The organism is Streptomyces sp. NPDC028722, assembly GCF_040637655.1.
Classification (GTDB): domain Bacteria; phylum Actinomycetota; class Actinomycetes; order Streptomycetales; family Streptomycetaceae; genus Streptomyces.
Genome location: NZ_JBEZWU010000020.1, coordinates 132,857 through 150,085, shown reverse-complemented (window position 1 = coordinate 150,085; position 17,229 = coordinate 132,857). Strand labels below are relative to the sequence as shown.

The 17,229-nt window shown below is 70.8% G+C and carries 18 protein-coding genes and 1 pseudogene; 6 read left to right on the top strand and 13 right to left on the bottom strand.

Features of this window, described 5'->3' with window-relative positions; translation table 11 throughout:
- Positions 1–46 precede the first annotated feature (46 nt).
- Positions 47–1,474 carry a pyruvate kinase gene (gene pyk / locus AB0F03_RS27145; protein WP_361996448.1) on the top strand — a complete coding sequence of 476 codons (1,428 nt, stop codon included), beginning with the start codon at positions 47–49 and terminating at the stop codon, positions 1,472–1,474.
- Between the two features lie 246 nt (positions 1,475–1,720).
- Here pyk and AB0F03_RS27140 read toward each other — a convergent pair whose 3' ends face one another.
- From AB0F03_RS27140 to AB0F03_RS27125, 4 genes are all read right to left on the bottom strand, one after another.
- Positions 1,721–3,148: a hypothetical protein gene (locus tag AB0F03_RS27140; RefSeq protein ID WP_361996446.1), complete on the bottom strand. Its 1,428-nt coding sequence runs from the start codon at positions 3,146–3,148 to the stop codon at positions 1,721–1,723.
- The gene (locus AB0F03_RS27135; protein WP_361996444.1) at positions 3,138–3,680 is read right to left on the bottom strand and encodes a DUF6114 domain-containing protein; all 543 of its coding nucleotides are present in this window, start codon (positions 3,678–3,680) and stop codon (positions 3,138–3,140) included. Before AB0F03_RS27135 ends, AB0F03_RS27140 begins: the two co-directional genes overlap by 11 nt.
- Before the next feature lie 109 nt (positions 3,681–3,789).
- Complete coding sequence (locus tag AB0F03_RS27130; protein ID WP_361996442.1) at positions 3,790–4,443, bottom strand: DUF6230 family protein; 654 nt, start codon at positions 4,441–4,443, stop codon at positions 3,790–3,792.
- 624 nt (positions 4,444–5,067) lie between these two features.
- Positions 5,068–6,039 carry a tetratricopeptide repeat protein gene (locus tag AB0F03_RS27125; RefSeq protein WP_361996440.1) on the bottom strand — a complete coding sequence of 324 codons (972 nt, stop codon included), beginning with the start codon at positions 6,037–6,039 and terminating at the stop codon, positions 5,068–5,070.
- Positions 6,040–6,249: 210 nt separating this feature from the next.
- Between AB0F03_RS27125 and AB0F03_RS27120 the strand changes: the two genes are divergently transcribed.
- The gene (locus AB0F03_RS27120) at positions 6,250–6,876 is read left to right on the top strand and encodes a TetR/AcrR family transcriptional regulator (RefSeq protein ID WP_361996438.1); all 627 of its coding nucleotides are present in this window, start codon (positions 6,250–6,252) and stop codon (positions 6,874–6,876) included.
- A gap of 98 nt (positions 6,877–6,974) precedes the next feature.
- On the opposite strand, the gene AB0F03_RS27115 is transcribed toward AB0F03_RS27120, so the two are convergent.
- The 8 genes from AB0F03_RS27115 to AB0F03_RS27080 all read right to left on the bottom strand — a co-directional run bounded on the left by AB0F03_RS27115 (position 6,975) and on the right by AB0F03_RS27080 (position 12,628).
- Positions 6,975–8,675: a methylmalonyl-CoA mutase family protein gene (locus AB0F03_RS27115; RefSeq protein ID WP_361996436.1), complete on the bottom strand. Its 1,701-nt coding sequence runs from the start codon at positions 8,673–8,675 to the stop codon at positions 6,975–6,977.
- A gap of 119 nt (positions 8,676–8,794) precedes the next feature.
- Entirely contained in the window at positions 8,795–9,133 is a 339-nt protein-coding gene (locus tag AB0F03_RS27110; protein ID WP_356820175.1) for a DUF3817 domain-containing protein, read from the bottom strand.
- Positions 9,134–9,176: 43 nt separating this feature from the next.
- Entirely contained in the window at positions 9,177–9,686 is a 510-nt protein-coding gene (locus tag AB0F03_RS27105) for a MarR family transcriptional regulator (protein WP_356820173.1), read from the bottom strand.
- An 84-nt stretch (positions 9,687–9,770) separates the two neighbouring features.
- Complete coding sequence (locus AB0F03_RS27100) at positions 9,771–10,418, bottom strand: TetR/AcrR family transcriptional regulator (protein ID WP_361996434.1); 648 nt, start codon at positions 10,416–10,418, stop codon at positions 9,771–9,773.
- Complete coding sequence (locus AB0F03_RS27095) at positions 10,415–11,095, bottom strand: DUF4166 domain-containing protein (RefSeq protein ID WP_361996432.1); 681 nt, start codon at positions 11,093–11,095, stop codon at positions 10,415–10,417. Before AB0F03_RS27095 ends, AB0F03_RS27100 begins: the two co-directional genes overlap by 4 nt.
- Entirely contained in the window at positions 11,092–11,844 is a 753-nt protein-coding gene (locus tag AB0F03_RS27090) for a hypothetical protein (protein ID WP_361996492.1), read from the bottom strand. The genes AB0F03_RS27095 and AB0F03_RS27090 overlap by 4 nt, the downstream gene beginning before the upstream one ends.
- A 149-nt stretch (positions 11,845–11,993) precedes the next feature.
- Positions 11,994–12,287 (bottom strand): MTH1187 family thiamine-binding protein, encoded by a 294-nt coding sequence (locus tag AB0F03_RS27085; RefSeq protein ID WP_361996430.1) that lies wholly within the window; start codon positions 12,285–12,287, stop codon positions 11,994–11,996.
- Positions 12,284–12,628, bottom strand: coding sequence for a DUF3817 domain-containing protein (locus AB0F03_RS27080; RefSeq protein ID WP_361996428.1), 345 nt, complete (start codon positions 12,626–12,628; stop codon positions 12,284–12,286). Before AB0F03_RS27080 ends, AB0F03_RS27085 begins: the two co-directional genes overlap by 4 nt.
- A gap of 154 nt (positions 12,629–12,782) precedes the next feature.
- Between AB0F03_RS27080 and AB0F03_RS27075 the strand changes: the two genes are divergently transcribed.
- From AB0F03_RS27075 to AB0F03_RS27060, 4 genes are all read left to right on the top strand, one after another.
- The gene (locus tag AB0F03_RS27075; protein ID WP_361996490.1) at positions 12,783–13,415 is read left to right on the top strand and encodes an AIM24 family protein; all 633 of its coding nucleotides are present in this window, start codon (positions 12,783–12,785) and stop codon (positions 13,413–13,415) included.
- 1 nt (position 13,416) lies between these two features.
- A complete protein-coding gene (locus AB0F03_RS27070) occupies positions 13,417–14,067 on the top strand; it encodes an AIM24 family protein (protein WP_361996427.1) in 651 nt (216 codons plus the stop codon).
- Positions 14,064–14,873, top strand: a complete 810-nt coding sequence (locus AB0F03_RS27065; protein WP_361996425.1) for an AIM24 family protein — start codon at positions 14,064–14,066, stop codon at positions 14,871–14,873. Before AB0F03_RS27070 ends, AB0F03_RS27065 begins: the two co-directional genes overlap by 4 nt.
- 92 nt (positions 14,874–14,965) lie before the next feature.
- Positions 14,966–15,442 (top strand): MarR family transcriptional regulator, encoded by a 477-nt coding sequence (locus AB0F03_RS27060; protein WP_361996424.1) that lies wholly within the window; start codon positions 14,966–14,968, stop codon positions 15,440–15,442.
- A gap of 596 nt (positions 15,443–16,038) precedes the next feature.
- On the opposite strand, the pseudogene AB0F03_RS27055 reads toward AB0F03_RS27060, so the two are convergent.
- Positions 16,039–17,196, bottom strand: a pseudogene (locus tag AB0F03_RS27055) (MFS transporter); the annotation flags it as partial.
- Positions 17,197–17,229 lie beyond the last annotated feature (33 nt).

The window sequence follows — 17,229 nt, the reverse complement described above, 5'->3', positions numbered from 1 at the left end:
ACCAGACGGAATATTCCGTAGCGAAACAAACCGATAGGATCGCTCCATGCGCCGTTCGAAAATCGTCTGTACTCTCGGCCCCGCGGTCGACTCCCACGAGATGCTCGTCGCCATGATCGAGGCGGGCATGAACGTGGCCCGGTTCAACTTCAGCCACGGCTCCCAGGCCGAGCACCAGGCGCGGTACGACCGCGTCCGGGCCGCGTCCAAGGAGACCGGCCGCCCCATCGGCGTCCTCGCCGACCTCCAGGGCCCCAAGATCCGGCTGGAGACCTTCGCCGAGGGCCCGGTCGAGCTGGAGCGCGGTGACGAGTTCGTCATCACGACCGAGGACGTGCCGGGCGACAAGCACCTGTGCGGCACCACGTACAAGGGGCTGCCGGGCGACGTCTCGCGCGGCGACCAGGTCCTGATCAACGACGGCAACGTCGAGCTGAAGGTCCTGGACGTCGAGGGCCCCCGGGTCCGGACGATCGTCATCGAGGGCGGCGTCGTCTCCGACCACAAGGGCATCAACCTGCCCGGCACGGCCGTCAACGTGCCCGCGCTCAGCGAGAAGGACGTCGAGGACCTGCGCTTCGCCCTCCGCATGGGCTGCGACATGGTCGCCCTGTCCTTCGTCCGGGACGCCAAGGACATCCAGGACGTCCACCGTGTCATGGACGAGGAGGGCCGCCGCGTCCCCGTCATCGCCAAGGTGGAGAAGCCGCAGGCGGTCGAGAACATGGCGGACGTCGTCGCGGCGTTCGACGCCGTGATGGTCGCCCGCGGTGACCTCGCCGTCGAGTACCCGCTCGAGAAGGTCCCCATGGTGCAGAAGCGCCTGATCGAGCTGTGCCGGCGCAATGCCAAGCCGGTGATCGTGGCGACCCAGATGATGGAGTCGATGATCACCAACTCCCGTCCGACCCGCGCCGAGGCCTCCGACGTGGCCAACGCGATCCTGGACGGCGCCGACGCGGTCATGCTGTCCGCCGAGTCCAGCGTGGGCGCGTACCCGGTCGAGACGGTCAAGACCATGTCGAAGATCGTCACCGCGGCCGAGCAGGAACTGCTCTCCAAGGGCCTCCAGCCGCTGGTGCCGGGCAAGAAGCCGCGCACGCAGGGCGGTTCGGTGGCCCGCGCGGCCGCCGAGATCGCCGACTTCCTCGGCGCCAAGGGCCTGGTCGCCTTCACCCAGTCCGGTGACACCGCGCGCCGCCTGTCCCGCTACCGCGCGATCCAGCCGATCATCGCCTTCACCACGGACGAGTCGACCCGCAACCAGCTCACCCTCAGCTGGGGCGTCGAGTCGCACGTCGTGCCGTTCGTGCACACCACCGACGAGATGGTCGACCTGGTGGACCAGGAGGTCGCCAGGCTGGGCCGTTTCGACGCGGGCGACACCGTCATCATCACCGCCGGCTCGCCCCCCGGGGTCCCCGGCACCACGAACATGATCCGCGTCCACCACATCGGCGGCCAGGGCAACTGACCGTCCCGCTGGATCTCGTACGACGCCGAGGGCGCTCCCTGTTCCAGGGGGCGCCCTCGGCTCGCCCGGCTGCGCCTTGAGAACCCGGTCCCCGGGAGCGACGTTCTCGATGGCACGGACGCGGCCGTCGCCATCTTCACCGACGTGCCGGCCAATGACCTTCGCACAGGACTGTGCCCCGCCGGTCGTCCCGGCGGGGCACAGTCCCGTGCGGCTCCCGAAAAGGTTCGTCGAGTACGACGACGGTCAGTCGGTCGTGTACTGGCGCATGCCCGGGATGGTCAGGGTGCCGCCGAACTGGGCCGCCTGGACCACCTTGACGTGGGTGAACAGGATCCAGGGGATGTTCAGGGGCGGCGGGTTGTCGGGGGTGAACGTCACGGGGATCAGGCCGAGCAGGTTGCCCGAGATCCTCTCGGTGTACATCGTGGTCTTGCCACCCTCGATGGTGGACTCGCCGCCTTTGGCACTCTGCACGTGGTACGTCTTGCCCGACTGCTTGTCCTTCACGATCTGGTGAAGGTCCACGATCTTGGTGCCACCGGAGATGACGTACTTGAGCACCTTCTTCGTGGTGCCGCTCGCCGTCTTCACCTCCACGACGCCCTGGTAGTCGGCGCCGTTCAGCGTCAGAGAACTGGCCTCCAGGTACCAGGGATCGTCCGCCACCAGAATGCCGTTGTCGACGCCGCCGACCTTGTCGGTGGCCGCCGGGCAGTTCTCCGGGGACGTGCTGGAACCGGCGGACGGGCTGGGCGTGGCCGACGCGGTGGCGTCCCCGGCGTTCTTGGCGGCGTCACCGGCCTTGGAGGTCGTGTCCTTGACGGTGTCGGTGGCCTTCCCGGCCGTGTCCTTCACGGTGTCGGTGGCCTTGTTGACCGTGCCCTTCACCGTGTCGGTGGCCTTCTTGGCCGTGTCCTTGACGGTGTCGGTGGCGCTGCCGCCCGGGGAGGACGAACCGGAGCCCGACGAACCGGTGTCCGGGGCGGACGACGGGGACGACGGGGAGGCGGAGGGCGTCGGGGCCGCGGTCGACGTGCCGGAGTCCGTGTGGCCGCCGGTGAGGATGTCACCGACCGTGTCGCCGATGGTGCCGAGGACGTCTCCGACGCCGGTGTGCGTCTGCGACGGGGTCGGTGTGGGCGTGGCCGTGTCAGCACCGGAACCGGAGCCGGAACCCGTACCGGAACCGGAGGACGCGGTCGGCTCGGGTGTGGCCTTGTCGCCGGAACCTGAATCCGGCGAAGAGGTCTTGCCCGGTGCCGTCGAATCGTCCGGTGCCTTCGTGTCCGTCTTGCCGGCACCGGCACTCGCGGTGGGTGACGGCGTCGCGGACGCGCTCTCCGATGCCGATGCCGATGCCGATGCGGACGGCGACGGCGACGGCGAGGCGGACGGGTCCTCGGAGCCGTCCAGGGCCTTCACACAGTCTTTGTAGTCCTCGGCCTGCTGGCTGGTGGACGGGGACGGGCTGCCGTTGGCCGCGAGGGCGAGCGAGGACGTGTATCCGAAGCCCATGAGCACCGCGGTCGGCATCGCCACCGACGCTATCGCCTTGCCGGCAGGCATGTGGAACCTGGTGAACAGCGTCTTCCTGGGGGCCGCGTGACGGGGCCCGGTTCTCTCGCGGGACCCCTCCACGTCGGTCCCGCGGATCACCTCGTCAGCCGGCACTGTGCCTCCCGTTCGCCCCGTTGGCCGGGCTCGTTCCTGACAGGTCGTTCGCCTCGCCGAACCCGTAGGCCGTCTCGGACGGCCCCTCCACGGGAGCGTCGTCGTCCGCGAGGGCCGGCGCCGTCTGCCGCGACCCGGACTTGGCCGGCGCCCAGGCCACCGCCATGGCCCCGCCGAACAGCGAGAACAGGAAGCCGACGATGAAGCCGCCGAAGTTGGAGACCGGGATCGACACCAGTGCCAGCAGGATCGCGGCGACACCGGCGAAGACCCGTACGTGCTGTTGGAACCACAGGGTCAGACCCAGGACGACGAGGAGCACGCCGATGATCAGGGACCCGGCTCCCGCGGTGGTCGACATCGCCACCGTGAGCGCGCCCAGCTTGAGGTGCGCGTACGGGAAGTACATGATCGGAAAACCGCCGAGCAAGACGTACAGGCCCGCCCAGAACGGGCGGTTGCCCCGCCAGGCGCGGAACTGCGACCTACGGCGGGTGAACTGGCCGGGGGCGGCAGAAGTCTCGGCGCTCATGGAAAACAGCTCCCTGGTGCGGCGTTGCTCTGGTGATGTGGTGCTGGGGGTGGAGCGGTCGGGGGTGCGGGCGGGGAAACCGGTGCCTCCCCCGCCCGCCATCAAGCGCCTAGTAGCACTCGTGCTTCGCGCCGCTGCCCCACTCCAGCCCCATGTGCAGGTTGGACAGGGTGAAGGTGCCGGCGGTGGTCGCCCACGCCGTCTGGTGCACGCCGGTCAGCTCAACGCTGTCGGCCTGCTGGGCGAAACCGAACGGGCTGGTCTTCTTGCCCGCGTACTCCTCAGCCTTGGGCTTGGGGCCCTTGGCGCTGCCGGCCGCGACACCGATGTCCATGCCGTGGAACACGGCCTGGTCGGCGTCGAGGTTGGAGACGTCGATGTAGAGGTCCGACGCCTGGACGGCCTTGCCCTTGTTGCCCGCGGTCAGCTTGAGCGTGATCTGATTGTTCAGGAACGGCACCGGAGTGACCACGGACTGGCACATGTTGGTGATGGCCGCGGACTTGAAGGCCGAGACCGCCACCGGGTGCGCCGCGTCCTTGCCCTCGAGGTCCTTGCCCGTGTCCAGCGCGCCGTACTGGGTGAATTCCTTGCCTTCGAGCGTGTCGGCGCTCACCTTGAATTCCTGGCCCGACACACTGAACGACGCAGCCAGCGCACCCTGCGCGAGGGCGACGCCTATCGCTGCCGTAGCGGCGACGCTGGGCACCATGACCACAGCGAACCGCTTCCATCTGGTCCCGCCACGCACCTGGGACTCCATATTTCCTCCTTCTCGGACGTACATCTCCTGGCCCGGACTAGCCCCCGGGACGGCGGCTCAGCCGGGCAGGGATGGGAGAAGTGCTACGTCCTCGGGAAGGAGAGCGCCCGCACTCGGAGGCGCGAACCGCGCCCGAATCACCGGCGATCACCCCCGAGCGACAACCACTGGTCGCGCCTGACACGCATCACGCACAACCCTGCTGGACAGGCTTCGCCGGCCGGCGAAGACCCCCCTGCCCGAGAGCCGGCGCCACTGCCGCCGGCTCTGCTCGGTGGGGACCCAGAGTCTCCCGCGTCCCGGCCGGATGCCGGGGTGCGGGAATGGACCGAGCGTCGCCGATCGTGGTGCATTCTCGGCCCGGACACAAGGGGGTTCGTTACTGGCTAGTAACGGCTGGATAACCGGAGGACGACCGACCGGTCTCGGACCGCGACACTCGGTGGTGGCCGGGGGACGGGAAAAACCGTTGATCTCTGGACGAACTCAGACAGATCAACGGCTTTGATTTACTCGGAGTAACAGTGACCGCGATTGCCAAGTTTTGGCAAAGTGCGGTCACTGTGGCGCCTCGTCGGCGAACCTTTGACCCCGGCATCACACGCCGTGGCGTTTAGCGACTGGTCAGAACAGCGCACGCGCCAGCGCGCGGCGCGCCCCGATGACCCGCGGGTCCTCCGGGCCCACCACCTCGAACAGTTCGAGCAGCCGGACCCGCACCGCGTCCCGGTCGTCACCCGCCGTGCGCTGCACGGTCTGGATCAGCCGGCCGAAGGCGTCCTCGACGTGTCCGCCGACCAGATCCAGGTCGGCGGCGGCGATCTGCGCCTGTACGTCCGACGGCCTCTCGGCCGCCTCCTGACGGACCTTCTGCGGATCCATACCCTGCACCCGCTGCAACAACTCGGCCTGCGCGAGGCCCAGCAGGGCCTCGGGGTGGGCCGGGTCGTCGGCCAGTACGTTGCGGTAGGCCTGGACGGCCCCGCCCAGGTCGCCGGCGTCCAGCGCCAACGCGGCGGCGTTCAGGGCCGCGTCGTACGGTCCCGCCGCCGGAGCGGTCTGCGGGGCACCGCCCGGCTCGGCCTCCGGGTCGACGGTCAGACCGGTCAGGCCGAAGCGCTCCTCGGCGACCGCCACCAGCTGGTCCAGCGTCTGCCGGATCTGCTGCTCGTCGGCCGCCCCCTGGAACAGCGGCAGCGCCTGCCCGGCGACGACCGCGAAGACGGCCGGGACACCCTGGATGCCGAACTGCTGCATCAGCATCTGGTTGGCGTCGACGTCGATCCGGGCGAGGAGGAAGCGCCCGTCGTACTCGACGGCCAGCCGCTCCAGGACCGGGCTCAGCTGCTTGCAGGGCTGACACCACTCGGCCCAGAAGTCGATGACGACGGGTACTTCGGCGGAGCGCTGGAGGACGTCGCGCTCGAAGCCCGCCTCATCGACGTCGATGACGAGGTCGGCCGGCGAGACGGCCCCCGTCCCGCCCCGTCGGGCGGCTTCGGCGCGCGTCTGCTCGGCCTTGGCCTTGGCCTCTTGGGCCGCCTTCACCGCGGCGAGGTCGACGACTCCGCTCATGGACATGTTCCGTGGCTGCATGCGTCTATCCTCCCCCGATCCCGCGCCGGAACGAAAAATGCGTCGTAGCGGCGCCGGGTCCCCACCCCACGCCCTCGGTCGTCGCCCGTGTACGTCCCGCACGAGCTTTCGCTACGACTCGTAGCGTAATGCCATCGGGGCAACCCGCGACACCCCGCCCCGGTGATCTCCCTCACGGCACCACAGGATCCGCCGGTTATGGTCGATGGCATGCAGAGCCGCACCCCCGCCGGCCGTCCCGGACGCCCGCGCAGCGCCACCGCGGACGCCGCGATCCTGGCCGCGACCCGGGAGGCTCTCGTCGACCTCGGCTGGTCCAAGCTCACGCTGGGGGACGTCGCCACGCGCGCGGGGGTCGCGAAGACCACGCTCTACCGCCGCTGGGCCGGCAAGAACGAACTCGTCGTGGACGCCGTCGCGGAACTCTTCGACGAACTGCGGCTGCCCGACTGCGGCAGCCTCGCCGACGACATCGAGGGCGTCGTCCTCCAGTTCGCGGCCATCCTCGCCCGGCCCGAGGCGAAGAGCGGACTGATGGCGGTGATCGCCGAGTCCACCCGCGACGACGCCCTGCGCGAACGCATCCGCGCCTCCATCGTGGACCGCCAGATGCGCCTGGTCCTGGAGGGCCGTGCCCGGGCACAGCAACGCGGCGAACTCCCCCCGGAACCCGATCCGCGGGAGTCCGCCCGCACCGTCGACCTCATCTTCGACGTGGTGGCCGGCGCGGTCGTCCACCGCACCCTGGTGAGCGGCAAACCGGCGGACGGGGAATGGGTCCACAGCTTCACCCGGGTCCTGCTCCACGGCCTGGCGGAAGCCCCGGGGGACGACTAGGCGTTGCCCCGGGCGGCTCCCGCGGGACGACATCGCGTGCCGACGCCACACTGCCCGCCGGCTGTCGGGCCGGCGGGCAGTGTGGCGGAGGGGGTCCGTCAGAAGCCCGGGGGCTCCGTGTACACGCCCCACTCGTCGCGCAGTACGCCGCAGATCTCGCCCAGCGTCGCCTCCGCGCGTACGGCGTCCAGCATCGGCTCGATCATGTTGGCGCCGGAGCGGGCGGCGGCCAGCATGCCGTCCAGGGCGCCGCGCACCGCCGCCTCGTCGCGTGCGGCCTTGCGTCCGGCGAGCGCCCGCACCTGCTCCCGCTCCACCTCGTGGCTGACGCGCAGGATCTCCAGGTCTCCGGTCACCGAGCCGGTGGCGACGTTGACGCCCACGACCCGCTTGTCGCCCTTCTCCAGGGACTGCTGGTAGCGGAACGCCGACTCGGCGATCTCGCCGGTGAACCAGCCGTCCTCGATCCCGCGCAGGATGCCGGAGGTGATGGGGCCGATCGGGTGCCGCCCGTCCGGGTGGGCCCGCAGGCCCCGCTCCCTGATCTGCTCGAAGATCTTCTCCGCGTCCGCCTCGATCCGGTCGGTCAGCTGCTCGACGTACCAGGAGCCGCCCAGCGGGTCCGCCACGTTGGCGACGCCGGTCTCCTCCATCAGCACCTGCTGCGTGCGCAGGGCGATCTCGGCCGCCTGCTCGCTGGGCAGGGCCAGGGTCTCGTCCAGGGCGTTGGTGTGCAGCGAGTTGGTCCCGCCGAGCACGGCGGCCAGTGCCTCCACGGCCGTGCGCACCACGTTGTTGTAGGGCTGCTGCGCGGTCAGCGAGACGCCGGCGGTCTGGGTGTGGAAGCGCAGCCACTGCGCCTTGTCGGTCTTCGCGCCGTACACGTCCCGCATCCAGCGCGCCCAGATGCGCCGGGCGGCCCGGAACTTGGCGATCTCCTCGAAGAAGTCGACGTGCGCGTCGAAGAAGAAGGACAGGCCGGGTGCGAAGACGTCGACGTCCAGTCCGCGGCTGAGGCCCAGTTCGACGTACCCGAAGCCGTCCGCGAGCGTGTACGCCAGCTCCTGCGCGGCCGTGGCCCCGGCCTCCCGGATGTGGTAGCCGGAGACGGACAGCGGCTTGTACGCCGGGATGCCCGCCGCGCAGTGCTCCATCAGGTCGCCGATCAGCCGCAGATGGGGCTCCGGCTGGAAGAGCCACTCCTTCTGGGCGATGTACTCCTTGAAGATGTCGGTCTGGAGCGTTCCGTTGAGCACGCCCGGGTCGACGCCCTGGCGCTCGGCGGCGACCAGGTACATGCAGAAGACGGGCACGGCGGGCCCGCTGATGGTCATGGAGGTCGTGACGTCCCCGAGCGGGATGTCCTTGAACAGCACCTCCATGTCGGCGGCCGAGTCGATGGCGACCCCGCAGTGCCCGACCTCGCCGAGCGCGCGCGGGTCGTCGGAGTCGCGGCCCATCAGCGTCGGCATGTCGAAGGCGACGGACAGGCCCCCGCCGCCGGCGGCGAGGATCATCTTGTACCGCTCGTTGGTCTGCTCGGCGTTTCCGAACCCGGCGAACTGGCGGATCGTCCAGGTACGGCCGCGGTAGCCGGTCGGGTGGAGCCCGCGCGTGAAGGGGTACTCCCCGGGCCAGCCGATCCGGTCGAATCCCTCGTACGTGTCGCCCGGTCGGGGCCCGTACACCGGCTCCACGGGGTCGCCGGAGAGCGTGGTGAAGTCCGCGTCGCGCTTGCGCGCGGCGTCGTAGCGGGCCTGCCAGCGACGGCGGCCCTCCTCGATGGCGTGAGCGTCCATACCCTTGAATTTACTAGGACGTCCTAGTAAATGTCGATGGCTGGCCGCCGTACGGCATCCGTACGGCGGTGTGCGCCACGCCTTGCCGCGCGGTGCGCCACGCCCTGGTGTGCGGTGCGCTACGCCTTGGCGACGGCGGGGGCGCGGTCGCCGACCTGCGCGTCCAGCTCGCGGCTGATCTTCCGCTCGACGAAGAAGGCGGCCGTCGGAATGGTGCCCGCGAGCAGCACCCACAGCTGCTTGCCGACCGGCCACTTCGCCTTGGAGCCCAGGTCGAAGGCGAAGATCAGGTAGACGACGTACAGCCAGCCGTGGGCGATGGCGACGACCCGGGTGAAGTCGGCGGCACCGTCGACGCCCAGCCCGTACTTCGCGATCATGCTCAGGCACAGCAGCACCAGCAGGACACCGGTGGTGTAGGCCATGACGCGGTAGCGGGTCAGCACGCTCTTTTTCATGGAGTCGAGCGTAACCACCCGTTCCGGGAGATCTTGCCCCGGGTCACTCCTCGTCGAAGTCGCGCGCCGCGATCCGCAGGGGCCGGAGCATCGCGAAGATCTCCTGGCACTCCTCGGCGTCGTACACACCGAGTCCGAAGTCCATGGCCATCAGGTCGCGGGTGGCCGCGTCGACCACCTCGCGGCCCTTGTCGGTGATGACGGCGAGGGTGCCGCGGCCGTCGTTGGGGTTGGGGCGCTTGGCGACCAGCCCCGACCGCACCAGCCGGTCCACGGTGTTCGTCACCGATGTGGGGTGCACCATCAGCCGCTCACCGATCTTGGACATCGGCAGCTCACCGGCCTTGGAGAAGGTGAGCAGCACCAGCGCCTCGTACCGGGCGAACGTCAGCCCGTACGGCTTGACCACCGCGTCCACCTCGGCGAGCAGGATCTGCTGCGCCCGCATGATCGAGGTGATCGCGGCCATGGACGGCACGTTTCCCCAGCGCTGCTTCCAGAGCTGGTCGGCGCGGTCGATGGGGTCGAACGGAAGGCTGAGAGGCTTCGGCACGTCTTCAGACCCTACCGGCCGGTCATATGCCGGTCAGCTCCGTCTCGTCTTTCGGTCACCCGGGCCCGGAAAGCCGCGTGCGCCTCAGCGTCCGTTCCGCCGCAGGCGGTGCCGTACCGCCCGCTGTGCCACCGGCCCGAGGTCCTCCAGCGCGGCCACCAGCGCGCCGAGCTGCTCCAGCGCGCCGAGCGCCGCGTGCGCGCCCTGGTCGTCGACCCCCTCGTACAGCTCGATCCCGACGAAGGACGCCGCGACCGCCCGCGCCAGCCCCGCCGGGTCGACGAACTCGCCTAACGGCGTCGGAGCGAGCAGACGGGTGAGCACCCGCTCGATCTCGGTGATCCACAGCCGCAGCCCGTCGGCGGTGGCCGGCCCCAGCGCGGGGTGCGTCGGTGCCCCGGCCAGCAGCTGGCCGAGCAGGGCCACATGCCCCCCGGCCCGCTCCCGCTCGTGGATCTCCCGCCCGAGGGTGAGCAGCTCGGACAGGGAGGAGACTCCGGCGAGCCGTTCCCGGTAGCCGGCCACGGCCTTCTCCGCCCCGTACCGGCAGGCGGCGGCGAGCAGTTCGTCCACCGATCCGAAGTGGTAGAAGACCAGCGCCTGGTTGACTCCGGCCGCCGCCGCCACCGTCCGCGCCGACGTCCTGGCGATGCCCTGCTCGGTGAGCGTCCGCAGGGCGCCCTCCAGCAGCTTCGTCTTGGTCTCCTGGGCCTTCGCCGTCTCCGGGCTCATGCGCGCGCCTCCTCCCGCACCGGCCGCAGCCCGGGCCGCACCCCGTGGACGCGTACATCCGTGTACGACGCCGTGAAGGAGCCCTCGTAGCCGAAGAGCGGCCCGGCGTACCGGTTCACCACCCGGACCCGGATGCGGAAGCGGCCGGCCCTCTCGTCGTAGGACTCCCGCACCTCGGCCGTGGCGCCGATGACCTCGGGGACGCGGACGTCCACCGGCCCCTCCCGGAACCGGTGCTCGCCGGAGCGGATGAGCAGCGAGCCGTCGGGTTCGGCACGCAGGTGCAGGTCGCTGGCGAGGTGCTGGTGGGTGCCGAGGTAGTCGAGGATCCGGTCGCCCCGGGGGCTCAGCACCATCTGCGCGTCGAAGCGGCGGGTGCGGCCGGGCAGGTCGAAGGTGCGCACGAAACTCACCGTCTCACGGCCGAAGGTGTCGGCGTACGGCACGTTCTCGATGACGAACGGGATGTTCCGGCCGGCCCGGGGGACCAGGATGTTGCGAACGGCGCCCAGGGCCAGGAACGGCCGCACGAACGCCGGGCCGTGCCAGATCCGGTCCATCACGCCCCGGCCCGTGCAGGCCTCACCGCTCGCCAGTCCCACCGAGAAGCGGCGGCGCAGCGCGGGGTGGAGGCGGTCGAAGTCGGCGCCCATCACGCTCTGGAAGATCGACGTCATCCGTGCTTCTCCAGGGTGCGCAGGAGACGGGGTGCCCGGATGCGGGTGGCGGGGGCGCGCAGGCAGCGCCGGGCGGCCGGGGTCCCGGCGAGCGGGGCCTTGAACAGGGCGAGGGAGACGCCGACGACCAGCAGCAGCGGGCACAGGTAGGCCATGGCGTCCGTGAGGGGGCCGAGCGGGCCGGGGAGGGCGCCCTGCCCGAGTCCGGTCAGGCACAGGGCGAGCAGCAGCGTGCGGACCGTCAGCTCGGTGAGCCAGTGGACGAGGGCGCGCTCGGGGGTGATGCCCCGCTCCAGCCAGAGCCGGAGCCGGTCGAAGGACCAGGCGGTCACCCAGCCCATGAGCGGGCGCAGGAGCAGGCGGTCGGCGAGGGTGCCGAGGGCTCCCCAGCGGGGGCGGTAGTCGTAGCCGGTGAGGAAGCGGACGCCGTGGACGTCGGGCACGTAGCGCCAGTAGCCGCTGCCCTCGGCGATCAGTGACAGGGGGTGCGCGGAGGAGAAGCGCAGCGCGGAGGTCCGGGTGCCGTCGGGGCGCTCCCGTTCGCCGGCCGCGACCCCGGTGCCGGAGACGGTGAGGAAGGGCAGCACGCGGGTGGCGTAGCGGAAGCGCTGCGGCTCGCCCTCCGCGCGCGGGAGGTGATGGATCTCGGTGAAGCGCAGGTCCCAGCGCTGGTGACAGGCCGGGTCCTGGGTGCGGGCCCATAGCTCGTCGAGATCGGCGCGGATATGTGTCTCTACGTACAGACCCATGTGTTCCCCCACGTCAGCATGGTGTTTGAGCGAACGCTCAAACCGTCTGCCGCTGAACGTACCGCTCTTTGAGCGATCGCTCAAACCCTTGTGCAGGAAAAAACCCCGGCCGGTGCGGGCCGGGGTGGGGCGTGTGCCGGGCGGCGGGGTTACTGCGCCAGGTGCCGCTCGACGGTCTCGACCTTGGAGGTGAGTCCGTCGGTCACACCGGGCCGGATGTCCGCCTTGAGGACCAGGGAGACGCGCGGCGCGCGCTGCTCGACGGCGGCGACGGCGCGCCTGACGACGTCCATGACCTCGTCCCACTCGCCCTCGACGGAGGTGAACATGGCGTCGGTGCGATGGGGCAGGCCCGAGGCGCGGACCACGCGGACGGCGTCGGCGACGTACTCCCCCACGTCCTCGCCGACACCGAGGGGCGTCACGGAGAAGGCGACGATCACGCGTTCACGGCTCCTTCGCGGCGGGCCCGGGCGGCGATGACGGCGTCCTCGGCCTCGCGGCGCAGCTTGCGCTCGGCGAAGAAGCCGCCGGTGGGCAGCACCGAGAGGACGAAGTAGAAGGCAGCGGTCCCCAGCGGCCACTTGGTGCGGTTCCAGGCGTCCGCCCAGAAGAGGACGTACAGCACGAAGAGGACGCCGTGGATCGCGCCCATGACGGGGACCGCGTTGAAGTCCGTGGTCCGCTTCAGCACCGAGCACAGGAGCAGGACCAGGAAGGACACGGCCTCCGGGGCCGAGACCAGGCGGAGACGGCGGAGGGCGGTGGCGGTCTTGATGTCCACGGGTCACCTTCGGTGGGAGTAATCATTTGTGAACGCACGCACAAGCGTCTCCCCATTGTGGCAAACGGCGCCCCTAGGGGTCCGCCCAGGGTGGGTGTCCACCCGTGGGCCCTGTTCGGTCCACCCGCCCGGCGGCTACTTTCGCAGCGTGGCGATGTTCCGGCTCCAGGGGAGCAAGGTGCTCGCCGTCGACATGACCGATGACGCCGTGAAGGCGAAGAACGGCTCGATGGTCGCGTACGACGGGCGGATGACCTTCAAGAAGCTGAGTGGTGGCGGCGAGGGGCTGCGCGGGATGGTGACCCGGCGGCTCACCGGCGAGCAGATGACGGTGATGGAGGTGAGAGGGCACGGGACCTGCTGGCTGGCGGACCGGGCCGCCGAGATCAACCTGGTCGCCCTGCGGGGCGACAAGCTGTACGTGGAGTCGGGCAACCTGCTGGCGACGGACAGCCGGCTGCGGACGGGCACGACCTTCACGGGCCTGCGCGGCGCCTCGCAGGGCACCGGGCTGTTCACGACGACCGTGGAGGGACACGGCCAGGCGGCGATCCTCTCCGACGGGCCGGCGGTCGTGCTCCGGGTCACCCCGCAGTACCCGCTGACCGTGGACCCGGGCGCCTATGTCGCCCACCAGGGCGAGGTGCGGCAGTCCTTCCAGTCCGGCGTGACGTTCCGCACCCTCCTCGGGGAGGGCGGCGGCGAGGCCTTCCAGATCCGCTTCGAGGGCGACGGCCTGGTGTACGTGCAGCCGAGCGAGCGGAACACGATCGCGGGGGACCTGTGAGATGACGTTCCGGGAGATCAACTCCAAGATGGTGGAGGCGACCGTGCTGCCGGGGCAGCGGCTGTTCAGCCAGCGCGGGGCGATGCTCGCCTACAAGGGGGACGTGGCCTTCACGCCCAGCGTCCAGGGCGGCCAGGGCGGGGTGATGTCCATGATCGGGCGCCGAGTGGCCGGCGAGGCGACCCCGCTGATGACCGTGGAGGGCAGCGGCACGGTGTTCTTCGGGCACGGCGGTCATCACGTGCACGTCATCGGCCTCACCGGCGACACGCTGTACGTGGAGGCCGACCGGCTGCTCGCCTTCGAGGGCACGCTGCGGCAGGGCACGATGTTCATGGGCGCGCAGGGCGGGGTGATGGGGCTGGTGCGTGGCCAGGTCACCGGGCAGGGCCTGTTCACGACGACCCTCCAGGGGCACGGCTCGGTGGCCGTCATGGCGCACGGCGGCGTCTTCGCGCTCCCGGTCACCCCCGAGCGCCCGGTCCATGTGGACCCGCAGGCCTACGTCGCCCACCACGGCGAGGTCCGCAACAGACTGTCCACCGCGCTCGGCTGGCGCGACATGGTGGGCCGCGGTTCCGGTGAGGCCTTCCAGCTGGAACTGAGCGGCAGCGGCACGGTCTACGTACAGGCGTCGGAGGAGAAGCTGTGAGCACCCACGCAACGGCGGGCGCCGGACCGGTCGTGTACGACCCGATGACGCTGCCCGCCGACGACAACGTGAACGCGTACACCTTCTGCGTCGAGCTGAAGAGCGGCCAGTGGTTCCTCCAGAAGGGGAAGATGATCGCCTACTACGGGGCGATCGAGTTCGACGGCATCGGGCACGGGCGACTCGACCGGCTCGTCCGTACGTCGTTTCATTCGCCACTGCACGCGAGCGACTGGGTCGTGGCGGCGGGCTCGGGGAAGATGCTGCTGGCCGACCGGGCCTTCGACGTCAACTCCTTCGACCTGGACGACGGGAACTTGACCATTCGCGCGGGCAATCTGCTTGCTTTTCAGCCAAGTCTCACGCTCAAACAATCGATCGTGCCGGGTTTTCTGACCCTTATCGGAACCGGGAAGTTCGTGGCCGCATCTAACGGGCCGGTGGTGTTCATGGAACCTCCGATCCGGGTCGACCCTCAGGCACTCGTCGGGTGGGCCGACTGCCCGTCTCCGTGCCATCACTACGACCACGGGTACCTGACGGGTGTACTGGGCGGTCTACGTGCGATGACGGGCTTCGGCGGCGTTTCCGGCGAGGAGCACCAGTTCGAGTTCGCCGGTGCGGGGACGGTGTTGCTGCAGTCGACGGAGACCCTCATGGCCGAGGCGGCCACGGGGGCGGTTCCACCCGATCCGGGGGTCCCCGGAGGTGGCGGAGCGACACCGGCCGGACACGGTCCGCAATCGTCGGCCGCACCGCGCCTTCCCGGACAGCTCGGAGACCTCCAGCGTCGCTTCGGGCTGTGAGCGGTAGTCTGCGGAGTGTGACATCGAACGCGTGCGCACAGTCACACCACCCGAATTAGTTCGCCATTCAACTTCTTAGGTAGACTTCATTCATGGAGACCGAGACGGCCACGCGCTGGCTGACCGATGCGGAGCAGTGCGCCTGGCGCACCCACCTGGAGGTCAACAGGCTGTTGACGTACCAGCTCGAGAAGGATCTCCAACCGTTCGGCCTGACAATGAACGACTACGAGATCCTGGTGAACCTGTCCGAGTCGGAAGACGTACGGATGCGGATGAGCGACCTCGCCTCCGCGACCCTCCAGTCCAAGAGCCGGCTCTCGCACCAGATCACGCGGATGGAGAACGCGAATCTGGTGCGCCGGGAGAACTGCGAGTCCGACCGGCGGGGACTGTACGCCGTGCTGACCGAGCACGGCATGGAGACGATGCAGAAGGTCGCCCCGCACCATGTGTCGTCCGTCCGGCGGCACTTCATCGATCTGCTGTCCCAGGATGCCCTGATCGACCTGGACAAGGCGCTCCGGCCGATCGCCGAGCACCTGAGAGGGCAGCGGGGACGCCCCTGAGCCTCCCGGGGGACTCAGGGGGGTGACAGCAGGGCAGAGGGTGGGGCGCGCGGCCCGTTCTTATCGCGGTGCCGCCGCACCCGCTCCCGCGGCTTGCGCAGGCGCACCCCGCTCCCACCGGACGCGTATCCATGCGGCTCGCCACCACCGGCCCCGCTGCCGCCCGTTCCGGCCGGCCGCACCTCCGCTGTCCCCGGCCCCGCCGGTCCCGCTTCGGCCGGACCCGCGCCGGGCGAACCCGCCTCCGCGGACCCCAGCTACGCGCAGCCCGCTTCCACCTCCCCGCGGCTCGCTCTCACCGCACCCACGCCCACGGAACCCACGTCCGCCGGACCCGTGTGAGCCGAACTCGGCCCCGCCGGTCCCGCTTCCACCTCCCCGCGGCTCGCTCTCACCGCACCCACGTCCACGGAACCCGCATCCGCCTGACCCGCCTCCGCCGGACCCGCGTCAGCCGAGGCCGCCTCCACGGAGCCCGGCCCCGCCGGACCCGCCTCAGCCGGACCCGTACCGGCCGAACCCGCCTCCGGCCCTGCCGGGCCCTCCTTCGCGGAGTCCGCGCCCGCTCCAGCCGCCCAGGTGGCGCGGCCGGTCGCGGCCAGGGCGGACAGGAGGGCGATGCCGCCCGCCAGGGCGAAGCACAGCGCCGAGGACAGCCGGCCGGCCAGCAGTCCGGCGACCAGTGCTCCCGCGGAACTGCCGGCGTTCACGCCCATGTTCACCCACGCCCCGGCCTGGGTGCGGGCGCCCTCGGGGGCCGTTTCGTCGGCCAGGAGGTACGCCGTCGTCAGGGCCGGGGCGACGAACGCGCCCGCGACGAGCATGGCCCCGGTGAGCGTCCACAGGCCCGGCGCCAGACCGGCCGGGACGAGCACCAGGCCGAGGCCCGCCGCGAACCGGCACAGGCGGGCGCGGGTGGACGCGCGCCACCGCACCGCCCCGTGGGCCAGTCCGCCCAGCGCGCTTCCCGCGGAGAGCGCGCCCAGCACCCAGGGGACGAGTGCGGTGTCGTACGAGCGTTCCGTGGCGAAGGCCATCACCAGCAGTTCCACGGCGCTCAGGGAGAGACCCGTGCCCAGGGCGACGACGACCGCGGGCAGCACCCGGCGCAGACCGCCGCGCCGGCGCCGGCCGGGAGCGGGACGCGGGCCGGGCAGGGCAGGGGACCTGACGAAGACACAGGTGCCCGCCACGTTCAGGACCGCGCTGAGCAGGATGCCGGCGGCCGGCGGGGCGAAGCCCACGAGGACGCCGACCAGGGCCGGGCCGGAGACGAACAGCAGTTCCTCGGCGACTCCGTCGAGGCTGTAGGCCCGCAGCAGCAGGTCCCGGTCCTCGACCAGCCGGGACCACAGGGCGCGCATGGTCGGACCGAGCGGGGGCGCGCACGCACCCGCCAGGGCCACGGAGACGGCGATGAGGGGCGCCGGCGCGCCGGGCCGCCAGGTGAGGACCGCGACGACGCACAGCAGGGCGCCGTACAGCGCCGACATGGGCAGCAGGGCCCGGCGCGGACCGTGGCGGTCGATCAGCGCGGCCCGCAGCGGCATGAGGAAGACGGTCGTGGCGCCGAACAGGGAGAGCACGACGCCGGAGACCGCGTAGGACCCGGTGGCCCGGGTGACGGACAGCAGGAGCGCCAGGCCGACCGTGCCGTAGGACAGGCGGGCGGCCAGAGCGGCGGTGAAGGTGCGGCGCGCATGAGGGACGCGCAGGACGGCGGCGTACGAGGGCCGCGGAGGGTGCGTGGACACGCGGACGTTCCTCTGGGAGAGGCGGAAGAGGGG

Excerpts from the sequence above, each read along its gene's own strand:
- pyk (WP_361996448.1), top strand. The coding sequence starts at position 47 with ATGCGCCGTTCGAAAATCGTCTGTACTCTCGGCCCCGCGGTCGACTCC.
- AB0F03_RS27135 (WP_361996444.1), bottom strand. The coding sequence starts at position 3,680 with ATGAGCGCCGAGACTTCTGCCGCCCCCGGCCAGTTCACCCGCCGTAGG.
- AB0F03_RS27130 (WP_361996442.1), bottom strand. The coding sequence starts at position 4,443 with ATGGAGTCCCAGGTGCGTGGCGGGACCAGATGGAAGCGGTTCGCTGTG.
- AB0F03_RS27125 (WP_361996440.1), bottom strand. The coding sequence starts at position 6,039 with ATGCAGCCACGGAACATGTCCATGAGCGGAGTCGTCGACCTCGCCGCG.
- AB0F03_RS27120 (WP_361996438.1), top strand. The coding sequence starts at position 6,250 with ATGCAGAGCCGCACCCCCGCCGGCCGTCCCGGACGCCCGCGCAGCGCC.
- AB0F03_RS27115 (WP_361996436.1), bottom strand. The coding sequence starts at position 8,675 with ATGGACGCTCACGCCATCGAGGAGGGCCGCCGTCGCTGGCAGGCCCGC.
- AB0F03_RS27110 (WP_356820175.1), bottom strand. The coding sequence starts at position 9,133 with ATGAAAAAGAGCGTGCTGACCCGCTACCGCGTCATGGCCTACACCACC.
- AB0F03_RS27100 (WP_361996434.1), bottom strand. The coding sequence starts at position 10,418 with ATGAGCCCGGAGACGGCGAAGGCCCAGGAGACCAAGACGAAGCTGCTG.
- AB0F03_RS27095 (WP_361996432.1), bottom strand. The coding sequence starts at position 11,095 with ATGACGTCGATCTTCCAGAGCGTGATGGGCGCCGACTTCGACCGCCTC.
- AB0F03_RS27090 (WP_361996492.1), bottom strand. The coding sequence starts at position 11,844 with ATGGGTCTGTACGTAGAGACACATATCCGCGCCGATCTCGACGAGCTA.
- AB0F03_RS27075 (WP_361996490.1), top strand. The coding sequence starts at position 12,783 with ATGTTCCGGCTCCAGGGGAGCAAGGTGCTCGCCGTCGACATGACCGAT.
- AB0F03_RS27070 (WP_361996427.1), top strand. The coding sequence starts at position 13,417 with ATGACGTTCCGGGAGATCAACTCCAAGATGGTGGAGGCGACCGTGCTG.
- AB0F03_RS27060 (WP_361996424.1), top strand. The coding sequence starts at position 14,966 with ATGGAGACCGAGACGGCCACGCGCTGGCTGACCGATGCGGAGCAGTGC.